Here is an 18,606-nt window from a genome sequence, read left to right on the forward strand (position 1 = left end):
TTCTGTCGTTCTAACCGTTCATCCCCTGGGTGAACGTTTTTTTGTTTTAGAAAAAAGGAGGAAAAAACATGGTAATGACAGCAAATGGGCAAATCTCACAACTGATTGAATATGCAACAAAAGGATTAAATATAGACAAGGAAATTTTGTTGGAAAAAGCCAATCGGACCGGAACTACGGAGAATCTGATAAAAATAGCCCTTGAAAATATCGATGAAGCCAACCCTGATTGGACCTTTGCAGCTAGCCGTATTTATTTAAAGGAATTATACAAAACTGCTGCAGAAAACAGGGGATACGATGCGAATTTACGGTACGGAAACTTCTATGAACTTATCAAAACACTTACGGAAAAGGGTATCTATTCAGAGCATTTGTTAAAAACGTATAAGAAAGAGGAAATCGATTATTTTGCCGAAGTAGTTCAGCCAGAGAGGGACTTATTATTTAACTACTTGGGACTGTACACGCTGGCAACTCGCTACCTTGCAACAGACCATAACAAGAATACATATGAGCTACCACAGGAAAGATGGATGATCATTGCGATGTACTTAATGCAGGACGAAGCGCAAGTAAATCGCAGTCATTATGTCACAGAAGCATACTGGGCGTTGAGTAATTTATATATGACGGTTGCCACACCAACATTAACAAATGCTGGTAAATCGCACGGTCAGCTGTCCAGCTGTTTTATCGACACAGTAGATGACAGTTTGCAGTCTATCTATGACAGTAATACTGACATTGCTAAGCTTTCCAAAAATGGTGGAGGAATTGGCGTTTACATGGGGAAAATCCGTAGCCGCGGCAGTTCAATTAAGGGATACAAGAATATGTCCAGCGGTGTCGTTCCATGGATTAAGCAACTCAACAATACCGCTGTTAACGTAGACCAGCTAGGGACACGAAAAGGTGCGATCGCTATCTATCTGGATGTATGGCATAAAGATATTGAGCCATTTCTCGACTTGAAATTAAATAATGGTGATGATCGTATGCGCGCCCATGATATTTTCACGGGTGTCAGCTTACCGGATTATTTTATGGAACAGGTAGAAAACCGCGGTGATTGGCATTTATTTGATCCGCATGAAGTTCGTCAGGTTATGGGTTATTCGCTGGAAGACTTTTATGATGAGGAAAAAGGCGATGGCACATGGCGTCAAAGGTATCTGGAATGTGTGCAATCGACGGAGCTATCGAGAAAAGTCGTGCCGGCAATAGATATTATCAAACGGATTATGAAATCACAGCTTGAGTCGGGAACACCATTCATGTTTTACCGTGATGAAGTAAACCGAAAAAATAATAATCCACATAATGGGATGATTTATTGCTCGAATTTATGCACTGAAATTACTCAGAATCAATCACCGACCGAATTTCTGGAGGAGTATGTGGAAGCGGAAAATACGATTGTGAAAAAATATAAGACAGGCGATTATGTTGTTTGTAATCTAAGCTCGATTAATTTGGGACAAGCAGTTCCAGATGGTGTGCTTGAGCGGCTTGTTACTATTCAGGTTCGTATGCTGGATAATGTGATTGACATCAACACATTACCAATCAAGCAAACGCAAATGACAAATCAGAAATACCGTGCTATTGGTCTGGGAACATTCGGCTGGCACCATCTGCTGGCAAAAGAACATATCCATTGGGAATCAGACGAGGCAGTATCCTATGCCGACAACTTATATGAAAAAATTGCCTACCTGACAATCAAAAACAGCATGGAACTTAGTAAAGAAAAAGGGAACTATCCAGCATTTGAAGGTAGTAAATGGCAGAAAGGGAGTTATTTTACCGAAAAGGGCTATACCGATGAAAAGTGGCTGAATCTGAAGCGTGATGTAGCAGATAATGGCATTAGAAATGGCTACTTAATGGCAGTTGCCCCAAATTCATCAACATCCATGATTGCTGGCTCGACAGCGAGTATCGATCCAATTTTCAAACCATTTTACTATGAGGAAAAAAAGGATTTCAAGATTGCAGTCACTGCGCCAGAATTGGATTACCAGTCCTATGATGTTTACCGACGCTCTGCATATATACTTGACCAGCGCTGGTCGATTAGACAGAACGCTGCAAGACAAAAACATATTGATCAAAGTATCTCATTCAACTTTTATGTCCCGCACACTATTAAAGCGTCTGTGATGCTGGATTTACATCTCCGGGCATGGAAGGAAGGCCTGAAAACGACCTATTATGTACGTTCAACAGCTAATGATGTCGAAGAATGTGTGTGGTGTGAGAGTTGAGAAGTTTAGTAGCGTATTTATCATACAGCGGAAACACAAAGGAAGTAGCGGAAATTATTACTGATCAACTTCAAACAGACAATGTGACTGTTGATATGCATCGGATTGGAATTGATTATCCAATTGATGCTTCTGAATATGACCAAATTTTTCTCGGAACGTTCACGTGGGATATGGGTCGTACGCCGGACGAAGTGAAAGATTTTGTGCAGGAGGTTGGCTATAAACCGGAGCATGTTGCTGTGTTTGGCACTGGTGACACGCAATTCGGCGGGGATACGCTTTTTTGCAGGGCAGTGGATAAATTATCGGCATTTTATCATAGCCAGTGGCCTGGGTTGAAAATTGAGCAGTCACCACGAGGTTCACAGGAGCACGTAGTAGAAAAATGGGTAGAAGGAGTGTTGCATGATGTCAAAATCCTTGCTTAAAAAAGCCAAAACATTGGAACCATTACACCCTAACAAATCAACGGCACTATTCGGAGGGGAAGCAAGTGGAATCCTGAACTGGAACGATATCGCATATCCGCATTGGTATAAAATGTATAAACGACTCATCGGAAACTACTGGCAGGCTGATGAAGTAAATATGTCAGGCGACGTACGCCAGTTTTCGCTGCTGACGAAAACGGACCAGGACGCGTATTTAAAAATTATTGGACTATTATCGACCCTGGATGCACCTCAGACAAGAACGGCACTGCTCTTTTCCTTGTATGCCAGTGACCCATCTGTCCAGTCGATTATGGCAGTGATTGCTCAGCAGGAAGCCGTCCATAATGAGAGTTATTCCTATGTGCTGTCGTCTGTCGTTTCACTGGATGAACAAAATGAAGCATTCCAGCTCGGACGCAATGATCCTGTTTTAATCAAGCGGAATGATAATCTCATGCAGCAATACAATGCGTTTGTGGACGAGCCATCAATGGAAAATATACTAAAAACTATGGTGTATACTGGACTACTTGAAGGTATGTTCTTCTATTCGGGGTTCGCATTCTTTTATAATCTGGCCAGGCAAAATAAAATGGTCGGCACATCAACAATGATAAGCTATATCAATAGGGATGAACTTGAGCATGGCCGGTTTATTGCTGAATTATTCCGGGCAACCCTGGATGAGAATCCGGAGTTGAATACTGCTTCATTTTCAGATTGGATATATGAGCAGTTCAAGGAATCGGTTGAACTGGAAACAGAGTGGTCCCGTTATGTGCTGGCAGATGTTGAAGGCATCGATTTGGATGAAATGTCAGGATACATTAAATACCGTGCGAACAAGATGCTGCGTATGATGGGGCTCAGTGAAATCTATCCTGATCATACAGATAACCCAATGAAATGGATCCGTGCTTATGTTGATAACTTCGATGGAACGAAAACAGACTTTTTTGAGCAGAAGTCACGACAATATACGAAGACGAGCGATTTAAATGGATTTGATGACCTTTAGTTTGGCGTGAGAAGGCTGATTGGCTAAAGTAGACACAAAATCGGCTGAAGTAGTCACAAGTTCGGCTCGTATTGTCACAAACTCGGCTCAAGTTCACAAATTTTCGGCTCGAATGTTCATAATTAGCCAGACAAATGTTTGACCAGGTTTCGTAATTATTACAACAAACGGTGTGCCCCCTCCAGAGCACACCGTTTCCCCCTTATAATCCAGCCAATAAGACTATATCACCGGTAATAGCATTCACGCCATATGGGCATTCAAGCTTCCCGCACATGATGTAACTCTTTTGCTCATGATCATAAACATAAACAGGTTCTACTTCTACATAATCGCGAAGCTTTTCAAATGCTCCCTCCTGTGTAACAGATGGATCATCCGCATCCTTAAAATGCTTAAACATATCAAGCAGCATATCATTATCGATATAATTAACAGCTTTATAATTTTCACGATCAATCATTAGTTTTAATTTTCGATCAAAAGCACGGTTTGTAAACTTAGTTGGTTTTAGTTCCGCGAAAATATATCCATTTTCCAGATATAATCCAGTTAACTTCCATTCACCGCTTCCATTCGGGAATTCCAATTGTAAAAAACGTAGCACCTCTTGTTCACAAGTCTCCATTTCTCTATTGGTAATTGGTATTGTGTCCGGATGCGGTTCATTTGCCAGTACCTGGTCAAGCGTCACTTCGATCGACAAGTCTGTATCTTGTTTTGTGAATTCTCCTTCGATTGGCTTGTCCCATTTCATAACACTATCTTTTTTTACAAATGAGTTTAGATCCTTATCAAATGGGATTGTTTTTTCCCCGTCATTTACTAAATAAATCTCCTCTATACCATAGATTGGCAGCCATTTCTCCTGGTCCTTATCAGGGACCTCTATCAATTTACACTGCCTGCTTGCAAAGGGCTCATACTTATCGGGTGTCAAACCAAACGGTTCCCATTGTATTTGGTCCTCATTCGGAAAATCTCCATCAATCGAAAATAAGGTTAGTTTTCCTTCCTCGTTAAACTCTATTTCAATTGTTCCAGTTGGTGCCACAGGGATATTGTCAACAGCTGCTCCAAAGCTTAATACGTTGTCATCTTCACTAACTAGCAGGAATTGTCTGCCAAATGTTAGGTCTGTCACCTCTTCAATCCATTCAATCGCACTTTCTTTTTCGGAAGATGGATACAAGCTGCTTTCGGCATGTGAAACATCCTCCACAAAAATAATGCGATTTAACGCCTTCGTGTGGAAATTAATATCAATTACCGCTGTCCCAGACGAGTTATAATCTTCATCAGATTGGGCAGAATTATTCGGGAACCATTCCATATTCAAAATATACGCTGTCTCATTAAAGTTATTTATTTCGCGGAAAAAATGATGTCTTTTCAAATAATAATCATTTAGTCCAAATTTCTCACGGGTATAGTCAATTAAGTTCTGAAGCTGTCCGTTCATCGTTAAAACCTCTCTTTTTTCGAATTATATCCATTATAACATTTCAATTAGTTCTTTCTATCCATATTAATTTCAACTGTATATGTTAGCCTAAATAACAGCATTATAAGGAAAAACAACTTAGAAAAGGAGCGTAACATATGGGTATTGAACATAATCCTACTCTGCTTTGGTTTGTAGGTGCTTATGGAGTTATCATGATTATAATGGGTATTTACTATTCTCGAAAAATATCCAACAGTGAAGATTTTATTTTAGCAGGAAAAGGTTTAGGAACGATAGTCTTAACAGGTACATTGCTTGCCACCTGGACAGGCAGTGGAAGTATTTCTGGTGGGGAAACATCAATGGCATTCACCTATGGAATTATCCCCGCACTATTGATGATGATCCCCACCCTTGTAGGTATTGGTATACTTTATTTAATTGCCCCAAAAATTCGTGAGTTCGGTAAATATACTGTATCGGGAATTTTGGAAGAAAAATACGGTTCAACTGCCAGAATGATTGCAAGTATCATTATTATCCTTGCCTTTGTTGGAATCGTTTCTTACCAAATGACAGGTCTTGGATTTATTTTAAACTTAACAACTGGAATGTCAGTAGAGGTTGGTACCATTATTGGTGCAGTTCTCATTGTGTTTCTGGCTTCAATCGGTGGCTTACGTTCAGTCGCACCAACCGATGCATTAAGCGCATTTCTGGCAATTGCAGCATTGTTTATAACATTGCCAACGATTTACGTGATAGCAGGTGGATGGGATGGCGTAACGAATAATGTTCCGACTGAACACTTAACTGCAACAGGTGAATTAAACAACATTCAATTACTCGGATTCCTGTTACCATCCTTATTTCTACTGTTAGGTGACCAGAACATGTACCAGCGTCTGGCATCATCGACAGGTGGTAAATCAGCAAAAAGAGCGCAAATCGGCTGGCTGATCGGAATGTTGCTTATTTCTCCAGCGATTTCTTTTATTGCATTTGCATCAAGTTCCATGTTCCCAAATATTGATCCGGGGATGGCACTAATGGCTACAACCACTGTTATGCCAACAGTAATTGGCGGGATCCTGCTGGCTGCAGCAACAGCGTTTATTGTAACGACTGGTAATTCTTATCTTTTATCAGCAGCGACAAATGTGACATATGATATCGTGGGAAAATATATAAAAAAAGAAGCCTCGGACAAGCAATTATTAGGAATGACAAAATTTTTCATCATCCTGTTGGGTGTAATATCATATATTCTGATCAGATTTTTCCCAACAGTCCTTGAAGTACAAATGTACGCATATACAGTATACGGAGCGGGTCTTACCCCAGCATTACTCGCCGTTTTCTTCTGGAAGCGGGTAAACATGGCGAGTGGTATATCCTCGATGGTTGCAGGTGTCGTAACGACGTTAATCTGGGAGATTCTGCTTGGAAAGCCGTTTGAATTGAACAGTGTTATCATAGCACTTCCGGTAGCCGTAATCGTACTGATTGTTGTCACACTAATGACTTCAGATGATCGAAATAAATAAAGATCTATTCACCCTATTATCGAATCTCGATCCAATTAGGTGTCATAAATTTAAAAATAAATTATGGCACTTTTTTGCCGTGAGGTTCGATTATATAGTGATAACAATATTATTAAATTTGTCCCTTTACATTAACGTAACGTCAACGTTTATAGTAGTAATAGAAAGGGGCTAAAACATGCAAATTAAAGAAGTCGCAAAACAGTTAAACACAACATCAAGAGCAATTCGATTTTATGAACAAAAGGGACTGATTTCGCCAAAGAAGGACACAGAAAATCATTACAGAATTTATTCTGAAAAAGACCTTTTGCGCCTAAGTACGATTCTTGCTTTAAGGGAAATCGGTATGCGTATTGAAAATATAAAGCGAATTCTGGATGATCCCAATATGTGTATGAAAGATTATTTGAACGTTCAGCGATCAGCTCTCTTTGAAAAATGGATTGAGATGAAGGATATGATCAACACGATTGATAAGATGGTTGAACAGACAGCTGATGATAACTATCAGGCACGAGATATCTTCATACTTTCCCAGCACCTGAAAAACATGAAAAACTTGCGCAAAAATTGGGAAGATAAATGGAATTTTGATAAGCAGGCTGCAGGATATGATCAGAATATCAAAATGGCAGGCTATCGATTCAATGTTCATCAGGATTATGATAAAGCATTATCCAGAATTGCAGATACTATCAAGCTACAGCCAAATGATGTATGTGTGGATGTAGGAGTCGGCACGGGTAACTTAGGTTCGAGATTTCTCGATAAGCAAGTAAATGTAATCGGTGTAGACCAATCCGAACGAATGCTTAACGTATGTAGCGAAAAACACCCGACAATCGAAACACGAAAAGGACACTTTCTCGCGCTCCCGTTATTGGATAACCATGCTGACGGAATCGTATCAAGCTATGCATTGCACCATATTTCAGAAAATGAGAAATTGCTTGCATTAGAAGAAATGTCCCGTGTCCTGAAAGAAGATGGGCAGATTTGCATTGTGGATTTGATGTTTCAGGATGAACAGCATCGAAAAGAAGTGATAGAACGATTCCGTACACAGGGTAATACCGAAGCAATCGAGGCAATCGAGGATGAATATTATGCCGATCAATCTAAGCTGGTAGAATGGCTGTTTGCTAACAATTATCGCGTGGAGACATATCAGTTTAACGATATATTGAGTATGGTCTATGCTATGAAAAGGTAGTTAAAAATTATACTTATGCTGTTTATTGTTAAAGAAGGGCTGTCCATTAGCCATAATAGCTAATGGACAGCCCTTCATATTACTCATTAAAATAATTCTTTAAACCTTCAACAACTCCTGCTGCTACATTATTATGATATTCCGCTGTTCGAACCGTATCTAAATCATAAGGATTGGTGATGAATCCTAATTCAATTAACACAGACAAATCATTATTCTCACGCAGCACATGATAACCTTTTTGCATAACACCTCGATTTTTTAATGGAACTTTTTGTGCAATGGCAGATTGAACTTCACCTGCCAGAACACGATCATCCCCACCGGAATGGAAATAAGTACTCACACCATTTATCGCAAGTGAGGGATATGCATTATAGTGAAGACTGATAAAAGCATGTGTGTTATAAGCATTACTGATCCTCACGCGTTCTTCAAGTGGGATGAAATAATCGTCTTCTCGGGTCAGAATAACGGTCGCGCCAGCATCACGTAACTGTTTTGCAACGTTATCAGCGGTATCCATGATGATACCTTTTTCAAACGTTCCGCCAATCCCAATAGCACCAGGATCTTTACCGCCATGACCAGGGTCAAGGACGATGTTGTAACCTGCTAAAGAGCCGCTGGATTGCTTTTTTGCATGATTGTGATTTTCACTAGTTTCGGCTGGATGATTACTTCCGTTGGCATTTGTAAGCCATGAAGCAATCCATGCAATAGAGCCATCGTTGAGCATAATCTTATTCCACTTATTTGATGTTTTAACCATGGTGTATGTATCTCCAGAGGAAGCATACCCGAGTATCTTATGTTGTGTACCTGGACCTGTTCTGAGTCTCACCTCATCAGCAATAACAGTTATTTCCTTTTGGTTAACAGAAGTAACCCCATTAGCGGCAAACAAATAATCCGATGCCACCCACGCTTCTTGTCCGTTGTAATATGTTTGTACCCAACCAAAAGCTTTATCGAAAACAACTACTCGGTCACCATCATTAAGCTGACCGATTACTTCAGCACTGTGGGCCGGGGCAGATCTGACATTCAGTGAATCAGTGCCAACCTCATATGTCTGTCCACTATCGGCATGAACGGAGGGTATAAATACTAAAAGTAATAGCAAAAAGACACCAACAATAGTGACAGTTTGGTTTTGTTTCATGAAATCCTCCTTAAACTTAATGGTCATTTTATTTCCTTTATAAAAAATAATAAACCTTTTTTCTGCAAAATAAATCAAAAGAACTAGCAAAAAATGGAGGATTTAATTGGAAAATAGAGAAGTAAATAATAGTGTAGGAAGGAGAATTAGGATGAACAGAATAAATCTATTAACACTTGGTGTAACAAATATAAGTGAATCTCTAAAGTTCTACCGTGATGGACTAGGCTTTCAAACTACCGTAACAGACGATAATCCAGGGATTGTTTTTTTCCATAATAATGGGACAAAACTGGCATTATACCCGCTGGAAGAATTAGCAAAGGATATAAATGCTGAACATCCACCAGCAAAACAGGGATTCTCTGGGATCACCCTTGCTTATAACGCAAAATCAGCTGAGGAGGTTGATGAGGTAATAGAAAAAGCTGAACAAGCTGGAGGTACTGTAGTGAAATATCCTGTGCGCGTTTTTTGGGGAGGATATAGTGGTTATTTCTCAGATCCAGATGGCTATATGTGGGAAGTTGCCTATGGGGAAGACTGGGAATTTGATGAGAATGACATGTTAATTATTGATTAGGATAATGGAGTGTTGGATGCATTATGAATACAAATATATATTTAGTTCGCCATGCCCACTCGACTTATACGCCTGATGAACGAAAACGGCCTTTATCTCAGAAAGGATTTATTGTAGCTGAAAAGGTTACGGAATTGCTCCAAGCTGAAAACATTGATGTAGTGGTATCTAGCCCTTATATGCGTGCGGTTCAGACGGTTGAAGGAATAGCAGAATACATAGAACAGGAAGTTATTATAGAGGAAGGGTTCAAGGAGCGGAAGTTAGCTGGAAAGCCTGTTAATGATTTTGATGATGCTATAACGAAGGTTTGGCAAGATTATAATTTTGCGTGGACCGGGGGAGAGTCAAATTACCATGCTCAACAAAGAGGCGTGAAAGCTATTAAGCATGTGTCAGAACAGTATAAAGGGAGAAATGTTGCGGTTGGAACACATGGTAATATTATGGCGATAATCATGAACTATTTTGATAAGCAATATGATTTTCATTTTTGGAAAGCGCTAAGTATGCCGGATATCTATAAATTAACGTTCGATGAAAAAGCTTTAGTGGAAGTGAAAAGAGTATGGGAGGATTGAGGTAGATTAAAAAACGTAACATTAGGCAGGAGATTAATAGGAGAACTTTATATTCAGTAATTGCCATTCTCTTAATCGTTATTTTAAGCATTGTTTCGTTAAATCAATACGAAACGAACGAAGATATGGAGAGTGCGCTGTATCGTAAGGAGTTATTAATTTTTCAGAACCATATAACAGGGACTGTGAGAGCTATAGAAAAGAGAGACAGTACCCTTATGGAGAATGTTTTGTTACAGATATCTACCTTGGAAACGTTTCACTCTACTGATTTAAACGCTAACAGGCTTCTCTCAAATTATGAACAGGGCGTTCGTAATTTACTAAATAGTGATGCCGATTCATATAATAAAGTTAAAAGTACTCTAAATGAGATTTTCAATTCGCTAATTATATACAGTGATGAGGAAATGAACCAGGAATCATTTGACCGTATGACTAATGAACTGATGCCATTGGTGGAACAATTCCGGGAAGAAACTGAAAAAATTATTAAATAACTATCAAAAAGAGATTAAGCCGTACTTGGGAAGCATGAAAAAGGAGGAGTTCTGTGGACTTTATTATTAAAGCTTTACTGGGTATCGGCCTGATCTATTTTGTTATGTTATCTTTTTATCTGTTCGTAATTTTTCGCAGTAAGAAGAAATAGCTTTTTGTTAATTAAACATAGAGAGGAGTCAATCATTATGAATCTATTAAAAAGCCAGTACGACTTAATTAAATATACTAGAGAGCAGCTCTTTAGCTTATGTGAACAGTTGGATCATGATGATTATGTAAAGGAAATTGAAGGGTTTGGCTGGGGGTCTGTACGAAATCTCCATGCCCATGTAGCTGAATGCTACCAGTCCTGGCTGGGTAAGTTCGGACTAAAGAAAAATATAACACCAGTGAACCCTGAAAATGTACGTAACGTTAATAATATGAGAGAAGTCTTTAATGAAATAGATACCCTGGTCTGCAGTTTTATAGATGAATACGAAGGTGAGTATGAATATAAACTGACAGGACGAGTTCCTTGGCAAGAAGATCACGAGGAACTCTCTGTATTATGGCTTTTCACACATACAACCACTCACGAGTTTCATCACAAAGGCCAAATTGTATCAATGGCTAGGCAGTTAGGATATATTCCATCTGATACGGATCTTTTAACCCCAACAGATATGAAAAATCTATTAAATAGTAGTGACACAAATGTATGAACTGAAAACAAAGGAAAATGACAAAAGTGTGATAGAGTTTATTGAAAATGTCGACAGCACTAAAAAGCGTGAAGATGCATACAAATTGCTGGATATATTTACGGAAACGACAGGCTATCCAGCGAGGATGTGGGGGCCAAGTATTTTAAGAGAAACGTATCCGAATGAGAAGGGTGACTAACTTGTAATGCCGATTTGTCAAAATTGCGGGAACGAATGGACGTGGATCCAATCAGTTGCAGCTTTTAAGATGAAATGTCCTCATTGTGGCAAAAAACAATATGAGACGAACAAGTCAAGACAAATAAGGTCATGGTTAGACTTCTTACCGTTAGCTGTATTCCCAATCACTGTGTTACTTGACTTAAGCTTGTGGGCGGTACTGGTGACTATAATAGCGGCTGTAATTGCTTCGTTCATTTTTCACCCATCTATACTAAAGTTATCCAATAAACAGGAACCCTTTTGGTGAAAAGGAAGAGTTAATTAATTCTACGAGTTAAAGACAGGCGCATTTCTTACATAAAGAATGCGTTTTTTTTGCAGGAATTTTATCGAATGAGTAGAAATTGTCAATAAGACTTTTTCATAAAGGACAGACCAATATTAATAAATATAAACATAAGGTGATTAGGATATCTATCAAGTAAACTGTCTGAGTAATGTGTGATTGCAGCAGGAGTAGAAGAGTCGGTGAAGCTAATCAAGAAGAGGGGGAATGTGGAGGGGTGAGATATAATAATTAATGATGACACCGGTTTCTTTTTAATGCCAGGAAATGTTGATGTGGAAAAAATTCACTCATGATAAGTGACTGGAGGTATTTAAAATGCTGCGGCGCATTGTTTTATTTTTTCGAGAAAATAGCTGGGAAACTGTTTGCTTCACTCAAAATCTGGAGGAATACGGGAGAGTTAAAGGTAATCTTAATGATGCAGGAATAATTACTAAAACAAAAACAGCCACACCAATGAACGGAAATTTAGGAAGTTCAAGCTTTTCATCAACATATGATATTAAGGTTAAACAGAAATATCTGCATAAGGCACAGGAGGCTATCCATAAGAGTCGATATTAGAAGTATTAGAGCGGGGGAGAATTTAAATAATCAACAAAAAGGGCGCATATCTTCCATAAAGGATGCGTCTTTTCGCAGGACTTTTAATTATTATAATAGAAGTTATTAAAAAGAGGAGGGCTGCAATTGAACCGTAATAAGCTAATAATTGGCATTGTCGGACTTGTAATTTTACTAATTGCGACAACCTCCGTAATGAGGTCAGAGAATAGAGAAGTTATTGAACATGACTATACGTTTGCAGGCGAAAGTGAAAATTGGAAAGCAGAATATCATGTAGAAGGGGAACAAGTCTTCTATGAAGAGAATGACACCTTGAGGGGTGACAGTGAAAGTGAAACCGACATTATACTTGCTTATAAGGGAAAACTTAGCGAATTGTCGTCAGTGAGAAAACTGAAATATAAGTTTGAAACTTCGTCTGGAAGTATGGGGTCCAATCGTACATTTGATAAGGCACCTGAAAAGAAAGTATTTAGACATGGCGGCGCTAGCAGTGGAGTTACTAGCTCTGAGAACCAAGAGGTTAAAGTCAGTGTTCAGTGGGGCGAAGAAACAGAGGAGTTCACGTTAAAAAATAAAGAACAACCTTAGCTTGATGACTCCCGGAACGTAATATCGATAACTTTTTCTGTTTCGGTATTAAATTCTATGTTAATGAAGACACCGAACTCTTTGTCATTTTCCTTTAACCACAACTTGAATTTTTCAATTGTGGAACCTTCTTTGGTTTCCCGTCCTCTGTGAAGGTAGTCGATGATATCAGCATTAGGGTATTTTGCTTGCGTCTCCTTCATAGCCATTCTTCCCCATTTAGCATAAGAAGGGATATCTTTCTCCGCAACTGCAATTTGTTGAACTGGAAATGCTTCTAGGTTAGATGAAAATAGTAGTAGAAATACACTGAATGAAATGAGTAATAGTCGCATGTACAAGCCTCCAATCTAACGCTTATTGTTTCATTACAACTGATTTTTATACGAAATGTGAAGGAGGGAAGACTAATTATGATGGAGAAAATAGACTTTGGGGTTAAACTTTTACTGGTTAGCGCAATCATATATGGCTCAGCGCTGATTGCAAATGCAATTTATGCAGTCGAGTTCCATAATTTTAGCATGGAATTAAAAGAAATTGTTGCAATCCCCCTTACAATAGCTAGTATTACAGCACTGGCGGGTATATATGTTATTATTTACGCAATAAAAAAATCATAAGAGATAACCAGTCTAACCACAACAAAGCAGCAAGTTCACATTTTTGACATAACTTTTCATCTAAATTGTGAAATACTGAACAATATAATCAAAGATCAGTAGATCCATGTTATTATATAAGTGTAGTAAAGAGATTCATCCAAGTTAATTTGTGAAATACTGAACAAATAATAATAAAAACTTTAAGGAGATGGATATCATGTTTGTAAATTTCATTCGCAATAATAAAGTAGCAGCTGGAGTATTGGCGTTTCTTAGAATATACATTGGGTACCAATGGCTGACCGGAGGATATGGAAAGATAGCGGGAGGCAATTTTGATGCAAGTGGTTTTATGCAAGGAGCAATAGCAAGTGCAAGCGGGGAACATCCAGCTGTTCAAGGCTGGTGGGCAACCTTCCTTGAAACTTTCGCATTGCCGAACGCTGAGTTATTTAGCTTTATGGTTATGTGGGGCGAGTTGTTAGTCGGGTTAGCGCTAATCATAGGTATTTTCACAAACTTTGCAGCACTGATGGGTATCACAATGAACTTTGCATTCTTATTCAGTGGTACGGTCAGCACAAACGCTCAAATGGTATTAATTACAGTGTTCATCCTGGTAGCTGGGTATAACGCAGGTCGATTTGGATTAGACCGCTGGGTTGTTCCATTCCTAAAGGCACATAATCCTAAACAAAAACATAGAAACGAGGCAGCAACTGTCTAACTTTAAAAATAGGTGCATATGTAAAAAAATAAATACACACGTTAAACTAGCGTGTGTATTTTTTATTGCTAATTCGAAATGCAGATCGGCAATATGAATCCTCTTCGCTAAAAGCAGAAAAAGCTGTTCCAAGAGATATGAAGAGGATCTTAAACCAATCTCCAAACACGGGATTTGTTGAATTAACGGAACGAGGACCCATCATGGTTAACAATGTGGACTTGATCCTAACAAAAGGCTGTATAGGACGTGATAGTGTCGGCGTTGCAGCAATACTTATTTACGACACAGCCAAACGTCGGCAATGATCATTCTTTTCCATCAACTTCAGATGCGTTTTCCATCATATTATCAAAAATTCCCATAAGAAAAATCTTTAGTAAAAAAATTTATTACACTTTCATGAAATGTTTAAGTCTTCCAGTTTTGTGCAGAATAAGGTTTGAGAAAAGAACTTCACCAAAACAGAAAGGAGCTTGCTAAACATGAAGAGGTGGGTTGTTTTATTAGCTGCATTGTTATTTTTCATGGTATTGAGCGGCTGTGCAGATACGGATGATGACATGGAGAATACTAGGCACCATGGAAGTGAAACGAGTATAGAAACCTTTGGAAGTCTAAGCGAAGAAACAACAGAAGTTAATGTAACAATGTATAATAGGGATATGGAAAAAGTCGGCACAGCGACAATCAGACAAGTACATGAGGGAACTAATATTACGCTTGATGCGTCAAACTTGCCACCAGGTACTCACGGGTTTCACATTCATGAAAAAGGAGTATGTGAAACACCCGATTTTGAGTCGGCCGGTGGTCACTTCAATCCGACCAACGCGAAACATGGATTTGAACATCCAAAGGGTCCACATGCGGGGGACTTGCCAAATATAGTAGTAAAAGAGGATGGAACAGTACGAACAGAAGGCATAGCTGATATGGTAACACTGATAAAAGGTAAAAAGAATTCCTTACTTGGAAATGAAGGAACGGCGCTTATAATTCATGCTGAAGCAGACGATTATAAGTCACAGCCATCTGGTAATGCAGGTGATCGGATAGCATGTGGTGTAATAGGCGAATAGATTTATGACCCGGGTTTTCATCCGGGTTTCTCTATGCAAGTAAGAACGTATAAATACATTCTTACTTCATAAGTCACAACTAATGCTTGCACAGCAGATTCAATAGCCCATAAATTTGAAAAAATTCTAAAACTGGTACGAATGTACGTTTCTTATTGTATAAGTTCATATTATAATAGGACAAGGATAATGTTCTTTTAGGGAGGTCGGCTAACCCTTTTGTGAAAAGGGGGTGATGCCTCTGAGCGTGTATGAAGTGATGATGGTGCTGGGAAGTTTTGGTACCATGTTGATTGCATTGCTCGCCTTGATCATATCGACGATCAATAAAAAATAGACCCTCCCTATTTTCCCTGAAATGATTTTAGGGTGAGGTCTATTCGCAAAGAAATGGCCGATCCCTTTAGGGGAACCACTTATCCAAAGACCACAGTTCACGCTGTGGTCTTTTCTTATAATATGTGCAACTAAGGCTAATCTATGCACTCAAAGTATAAGGGATTCTAAGAATCAAAGTAGCATTAATAAGAATCCTTTAGCGATATGCCAAATTTTTAAAATATTTATTATCTATTTTAAGTATACCATATTCTGCTACTAGTGTGAATAAACTCAAGAACTGAAAAAGTATTAACACTGTAAAACGGAAAGTGACAGGCGCGATTGAGCCATGTATAATGTGTTTTTGAGTAACGATAGGAGGGACGGAATTAATGACTACATATTCGCAGGTAAAGACTTCAACTATCTCCGACAAAATTTGGTCAAAGGATTTCGTGTTTATCTGCCTAGCTAATTTTTTTATATTTCTGGGATTCCAAATGACACTTCCGACATTGCCGCTTTTCGTCAAGGAATTGGGAGGCAGTGACCAATTAATTGGGATTATTGTTGGTGTATTCACTTTTTCAGCCCTCCTTCTCCGTCCGTATGCCGGTCATGCATTGGAGTCGAAGGGCAGAGGCTTTGTTTACATGACAGGTCTAGCTATTTTTGTATTATCTGTTGGTTCCTATGCATTTGCTGCAAGTATCGTGTTTTTGCTTATCATGCGAATTATGCAAGGTGTCGGCTGGGGTTTGTCTACCACCGCAACTGGAACAATTGCAACAGACCTGATTCCACCAAAGCGACGTGGTGAGGGGATGGGGTACTTTGGCTTATCTGGTAATCTGGCACTCGCGTTTGGTCCAACGTTAGGACTTACATTGGTTGGCTACATTTCTTTTACACAATTATTTCTGATCTGTGCCTCTTTAGGGTTTGTGGCATTTTTGCTATCATCAAGAATCCATTACAAAAAGGTCGATCAAATAGCGGGAAAATCAACCACTGTCAAATTTGATATTTTTGAAAAAACAGCATTACAGCCGGCAGTGCTATTGTTTTTTATAACCGTAACATTTGGTGGGATAACCTCCTTTCTTCCGTTATATGCTGAGGAAAATCATATACTTGGAATTGAATCTTATTTCCTTGTATTTGCTCTTTTCCTTATGGTTTCCAGAACTTTCACAGGGAAAATTTATGATAAAAAGGGACATGTATATGTATTTCTGCCAGGGACAGTTCTTATCTTTGGTGCGATGCTTTTATTAGCATGGCTGCCAAGTACATTTATCATGCTGATTGCAGCTGGAATGTATGGGCTTGGATTTGGTTCAGTGCAGCCGGCATTGCAGGCTTGGTCCGTAGATAAAGCTCCTGATAATCGAAAGGGAATGGCAAACGCTACATTTTTCTCGTTTTTTGATTTAGGTGTCGGTCTTGGCGCAATCACTTTTGGCCAGTTGGCTTTTATGTTTAATTATAGTGTTATTTATCTAACCTCCGCTGCCTCGGTATTGTTTTCAATTATTCTATACCTATATTTATTCATAAGAACAAAGCGTAAAAACCAAGCAGCTGCATAATTGTTGCTTGGTTTCATTATGTATATTACTATCGCCGCCCAATCCGAAAAGGTGGCTTTTTTTAGCAGTTAAGAAAGTATAAATCCTTTCTTACTGCATAAGTGCAACTAAGATTTTGGGGATAAGCCAAGTTTTCTAAAGTTTTAAAAATAAATTTTTAGTTAATGCCACTTTTTGCTGCTGGAGTTCGATTGTAGTAGTGAAAGGAGGTGATCGACATGGCTGTATCACAAATAGTTACAACGCAATTAACGTTAACACTGGATGATGGCAACGATATTCTAACAGGCGATATCATCTACAAAACCAAAAGTTTTAATAACGTTAAACCTGCTGCAACTGCTGATCAGTTGTACGCAATCGCTACAGCATTTGCAGGACTTCAGGAACGCCCGCTTTACAATATTGAACGTAATGACAGCTCAGAAATTAATCAGGCATAGTTCTTAAAAAATAAATGGGAGGGGGAATCATAATGAAGAAACTTGAACTTAAATTTTTAAATAACGAAGGTAAAACTGTAACATATTCATTGGAAAACCCGGTTGAACCAGTTGATCCAGCCGCTGTCACCAGCGCAATGGACGAAATCATCACACAAGACGCATTCACATCATCAGGCGGCAGTCTAGTTTCAAAAAAGAGCGCACGTATCGTTGAACGTAACGTAGCTGAAATTGAACTAGCTTAATAAGGTAGCGGTAATCGATATTATCTGTTCTTAAGACCAGTGGCACTCGAGCCTTGGTCTTTTTTTTTAACAGTTAAGAAAGCATAAATATGCAAAAATTCAAATCAGACAGGAGTGATTTTATTGGAAACATGGGTATCCTTTGTGACAGAAGTAGGCTTTCCGATTGTGGTAACATTCTATTTGTTGCACCGCATCGAAGGTAAACTCAACGATCTAATCGTATCCATCCAGGCACTGCCAAGTAAATTGAAGTAGAGCTCGCACATGAGATTTCTTCTTAGCAGTAAGAAAGTATAAATACTTTCTTACTGCATAAGTGCAACTAAGGTTTATATATATTAAGGCTTGTACTCAAAAGTATAAGAGTTCTAAGAAAACAAAATATGCTTTCGTAGGAATCCCTTTAATGAATGCCCCTCTTTTTAAACTTGTACTTTAAAA

Annotated in this window: 24 protein-coding genes and 1 pseudogene; 22 read left to right on the plus strand and 3 right to left on the minus strand. The window is 38.8% G+C overall.

Translation table 11 applies throughout. The features are described from left to right. Positions 1 to 68: 68 nt before the first annotated feature. Genes BMY13_RS01910 through BMY13_RS01920 form a run of 3 tightly spaced genes read left to right on the plus strand, consistent with a single transcriptional unit; the run spans position 69 to position 3,725 of the window. Complete coding sequence (locus BMY13_RS01910) at positions 69 to 2,270, plus strand: ribonucleoside-diphosphate reductase subunit alpha (protein WP_092502099.1); 2,202 nt, start codon at positions 69 to 71, stop codon at positions 2,268 to 2,270. Beyond that, the gene (locus BMY13_RS01915) at positions 2,267 to 2,701 is read left to right on the plus strand and encodes a flavodoxin (protein WP_092491327.1); all 435 of its coding nucleotides are present in this window, start codon (positions 2,267 to 2,269) and stop codon (positions 2,699 to 2,701) included. Before BMY13_RS01910 ends, BMY13_RS01915 begins: the two co-directional genes overlap by 4 nt. Continuing rightward, positions 2,682 to 3,725 carry a ribonucleotide-diphosphate reductase subunit beta gene (locus tag BMY13_RS01920; RefSeq protein ID WP_092502101.1) on the plus strand — a complete coding sequence of 348 codons (1,044 nt, stop codon included), beginning with the start codon at positions 2,682 to 2,684 and terminating at the stop codon, positions 3,723 to 3,725. Before BMY13_RS01915 ends, BMY13_RS01920 begins: the two co-directional genes overlap by 20 nt. Positions 3,726 to 3,927: 202 nt before the next feature. Here the strand turns inward: BMY13_RS01920 and BMY13_RS01925 are convergent, their stop codons facing one another. Continuing rightward, the gene (locus BMY13_RS01925) at positions 3,928 to 5,187 is read right to left on the minus strand and encodes a hypothetical protein (protein WP_092502103.1); all 1,260 of its coding nucleotides are present in this window, start codon (positions 5,185 to 5,187) and stop codon (positions 3,928 to 3,930) included. Positions 5,188 to 5,327: 140 nt separating this feature from the next. On the opposite strand from BMY13_RS01925, the gene BMY13_RS01930 reads away from it, so the two are divergent. After that, on the plus strand, positions 5,328 to 6,719 hold the full coding sequence (locus BMY13_RS01930; protein WP_092502105.1) for a sodium:solute symporter family protein: 1,392 nt from the start codon (positions 5,328 to 5,330) through the stop codon (positions 6,717 to 6,719). Between the two features lie 178 nt (positions 6,720 to 6,897). Continuing rightward, positions 6,898 to 7,935, plus strand: coding sequence for a MerR family transcriptional regulator (locus BMY13_RS01935; protein ID WP_092502107.1), 1,038 nt, complete (start codon positions 6,898 to 6,900; stop codon positions 7,933 to 7,935). Between the two features lie 79 nt (positions 7,936 to 8,014). On the opposite strand, the gene BMY13_RS01940 is transcribed toward BMY13_RS01935, so the two are convergent. After that, a complete protein-coding gene (locus tag BMY13_RS01940; RefSeq protein WP_092502110.1) occupies positions 8,015 to 9,100 on the minus strand; it encodes an N-acetylmuramoyl-L-alanine amidase family protein in 1,086 nt (361 codons plus the stop codon). Positions 9,101 to 9,251: 151 nt separating this feature from the next. On the opposite strand from BMY13_RS01940, the gene BMY13_RS01945 reads away from it, so the two are divergent. The 8 genes and pseudogenes from BMY13_RS01945 to BMY13_RS01980 all read left to right on the plus strand — a co-directional run bounded on the left by BMY13_RS01945 (position 9,252) and on the right by BMY13_RS01980 (position 13,144). Continuing rightward, positions 9,252 to 9,683 carry a VOC family protein gene (locus BMY13_RS01945; protein ID WP_092502112.1) on the plus strand — a complete coding sequence of 144 codons (432 nt, stop codon included), beginning with the start codon at positions 9,252 to 9,254 and terminating at the stop codon, positions 9,681 to 9,683. Between the two features lie 23 nt (positions 9,684 to 9,706). Then, positions 9,707 to 10,264 carry a histidine phosphatase family protein gene (locus tag BMY13_RS01950; protein WP_092502114.1) on the plus strand — a complete coding sequence of 186 codons (558 nt, stop codon included), beginning with the start codon at positions 9,707 to 9,709 and terminating at the stop codon, positions 10,262 to 10,264. Positions 10,265 to 10,482: 218 nt separating this feature from the next. Continuing rightward, complete coding sequence (locus BMY13_RS01955) at positions 10,483 to 10,764, plus strand: DUF3642 domain-containing protein (protein WP_139184780.1); 282 nt, start codon at positions 10,483 to 10,485, stop codon at positions 10,762 to 10,764. A gap of 189 nt (positions 10,765 to 10,953) precedes the next feature. Further along, on the plus strand, positions 10,954 to 11,472 hold the full coding sequence (locus BMY13_RS01960; RefSeq protein ID WP_092502118.1) for a DinB family protein: 519 nt from the start codon (positions 10,954 to 10,956) through the stop codon (positions 11,470 to 11,472). After that, a pseudogene (locus BMY13_RS01965) lies at positions 11,465 to 11,620 on the plus strand (DUF1801 domain-containing protein); the annotation flags it as partial. The gene BMY13_RS01960 and the pseudogene BMY13_RS01965, both read left to right, overlap by 8 nt. 39 nt (positions 11,621 to 11,659) lie before the next feature. After that, positions 11,660 to 11,944 carry a TIGR04104 family putative zinc finger protein gene (locus tag BMY13_RS01970; RefSeq protein WP_092491338.1) on the plus strand — a complete coding sequence of 95 codons (285 nt, stop codon included), beginning with the start codon at positions 11,660 to 11,662 and terminating at the stop codon, positions 11,942 to 11,944. 357 nt (positions 11,945 to 12,301) lie between these two features. Then, positions 12,302 to 12,550 (plus strand): hypothetical protein, encoded by a 249-nt coding sequence (locus tag BMY13_RS01975; protein ID WP_092491339.1) that lies wholly within the window; start codon positions 12,302 to 12,304, stop codon positions 12,548 to 12,550. A gap of 126 nt (positions 12,551 to 12,676) precedes the next feature. Continuing rightward, the gene (locus tag BMY13_RS01980) at positions 12,677 to 13,144 is read left to right on the plus strand and encodes a hypothetical protein (protein ID WP_092502122.1); all 468 of its coding nucleotides are present in this window, start codon (positions 12,677 to 12,679) and stop codon (positions 13,142 to 13,144) included. Here the strand turns inward: BMY13_RS01980 and BMY13_RS01985 are convergent. Beyond that, positions 13,141 to 13,479, minus strand: a complete 339-nt coding sequence (locus tag BMY13_RS01985) for a YqzG/YhdC family protein (RefSeq protein WP_092491341.1) — start codon at positions 13,477 to 13,479, stop codon at positions 13,141 to 13,143. The genes BMY13_RS01980 and BMY13_RS01985 overlap by 4 nt on opposite strands. A 78-nt stretch (positions 13,480 to 13,557) precedes the next feature. Between BMY13_RS01985 and BMY13_RS01990 the strand changes: the two genes are divergently transcribed. From BMY13_RS01990 to BMY13_RS02025, 9 genes are all read left to right on the plus strand, one after another. Next, positions 13,558 to 13,767 (plus strand): hypothetical protein, encoded by a 210-nt coding sequence (locus BMY13_RS01990; RefSeq protein ID WP_092491342.1) that lies wholly within the window; start codon positions 13,558 to 13,560, stop codon positions 13,765 to 13,767. A gap of 199 nt (positions 13,768 to 13,966) precedes the next feature. Continuing rightward, a complete protein-coding gene (locus tag BMY13_RS01995) occupies positions 13,967 to 14,476 on the plus strand; it encodes a DoxX family protein (protein ID WP_092502124.1) in 510 nt (169 codons plus the stop codon). Positions 14,477 to 14,541: 65 nt separating this feature from the next. Continuing rightward, entirely contained in the window at positions 14,542 to 14,784 is a 243-nt protein-coding gene (locus BMY13_RS19395; protein WP_092502126.1) for a hypothetical protein, read from the plus strand. 177 nt (positions 14,785 to 14,961) lie between these two features. Beyond that, complete coding sequence (locus tag BMY13_RS02005; RefSeq protein ID WP_092502129.1) at positions 14,962 to 15,558, plus strand: superoxide dismutase family protein; 597 nt, start codon at positions 14,962 to 14,964, stop codon at positions 15,556 to 15,558. 235 nt (positions 15,559 to 15,793) lie between these two features. Then, positions 15,794 to 15,895 (plus strand): putative holin-like toxin, encoded by a 102-nt coding sequence (locus BMY13_RS19660; protein ID WP_280922988.1) that lies wholly within the window; start codon positions 15,794 to 15,796, stop codon positions 15,893 to 15,895. Positions 15,896 to 16,271: 376 nt separating this feature from the next. After that, positions 16,272 to 17,471, plus strand: coding sequence for an MFS transporter (locus BMY13_RS02010; RefSeq protein WP_092502131.1), 1,200 nt, complete (start codon positions 16,272 to 16,274; stop codon positions 17,469 to 17,471). A gap of 218 nt (positions 17,472 to 17,689) precedes the next feature. Beyond that, positions 17,690 to 17,914: a DUF1659 domain-containing protein gene (locus BMY13_RS02015; RefSeq protein ID WP_092491347.1), complete on the plus strand. Its 225-nt coding sequence runs from the start codon at positions 17,690 to 17,692 to the stop codon at positions 17,912 to 17,914. Positions 17,915 to 17,946: 32 nt separating this feature from the next. Then, on the plus strand, positions 17,947 to 18,162 hold the full coding sequence (locus BMY13_RS02020; protein ID WP_092502133.1) for a DUF2922 domain-containing protein: 216 nt from the start codon (positions 17,947 to 17,949) through the stop codon (positions 18,160 to 18,162). Positions 18,163 to 18,285: 123 nt separating this feature from the next. Next, positions 18,286 to 18,420 (plus strand): YvrJ family protein, encoded by a 135-nt coding sequence (locus BMY13_RS02025; protein WP_092491349.1) that lies wholly within the window; start codon positions 18,286 to 18,288, stop codon positions 18,418 to 18,420. The last annotated feature ends 186 nt before the right edge of the window (positions 18,421 to 18,606 follow it).

Origin of the sequence: Virgibacillus subterraneus (genome assembly GCF_900110695.1) — a bacterium.
GTDB classification, from domain to species: Bacteria; Bacillota; Bacilli; order Bacillales; family Amphibacillaceae; genus Lentibacillus; species Lentibacillus subterraneus.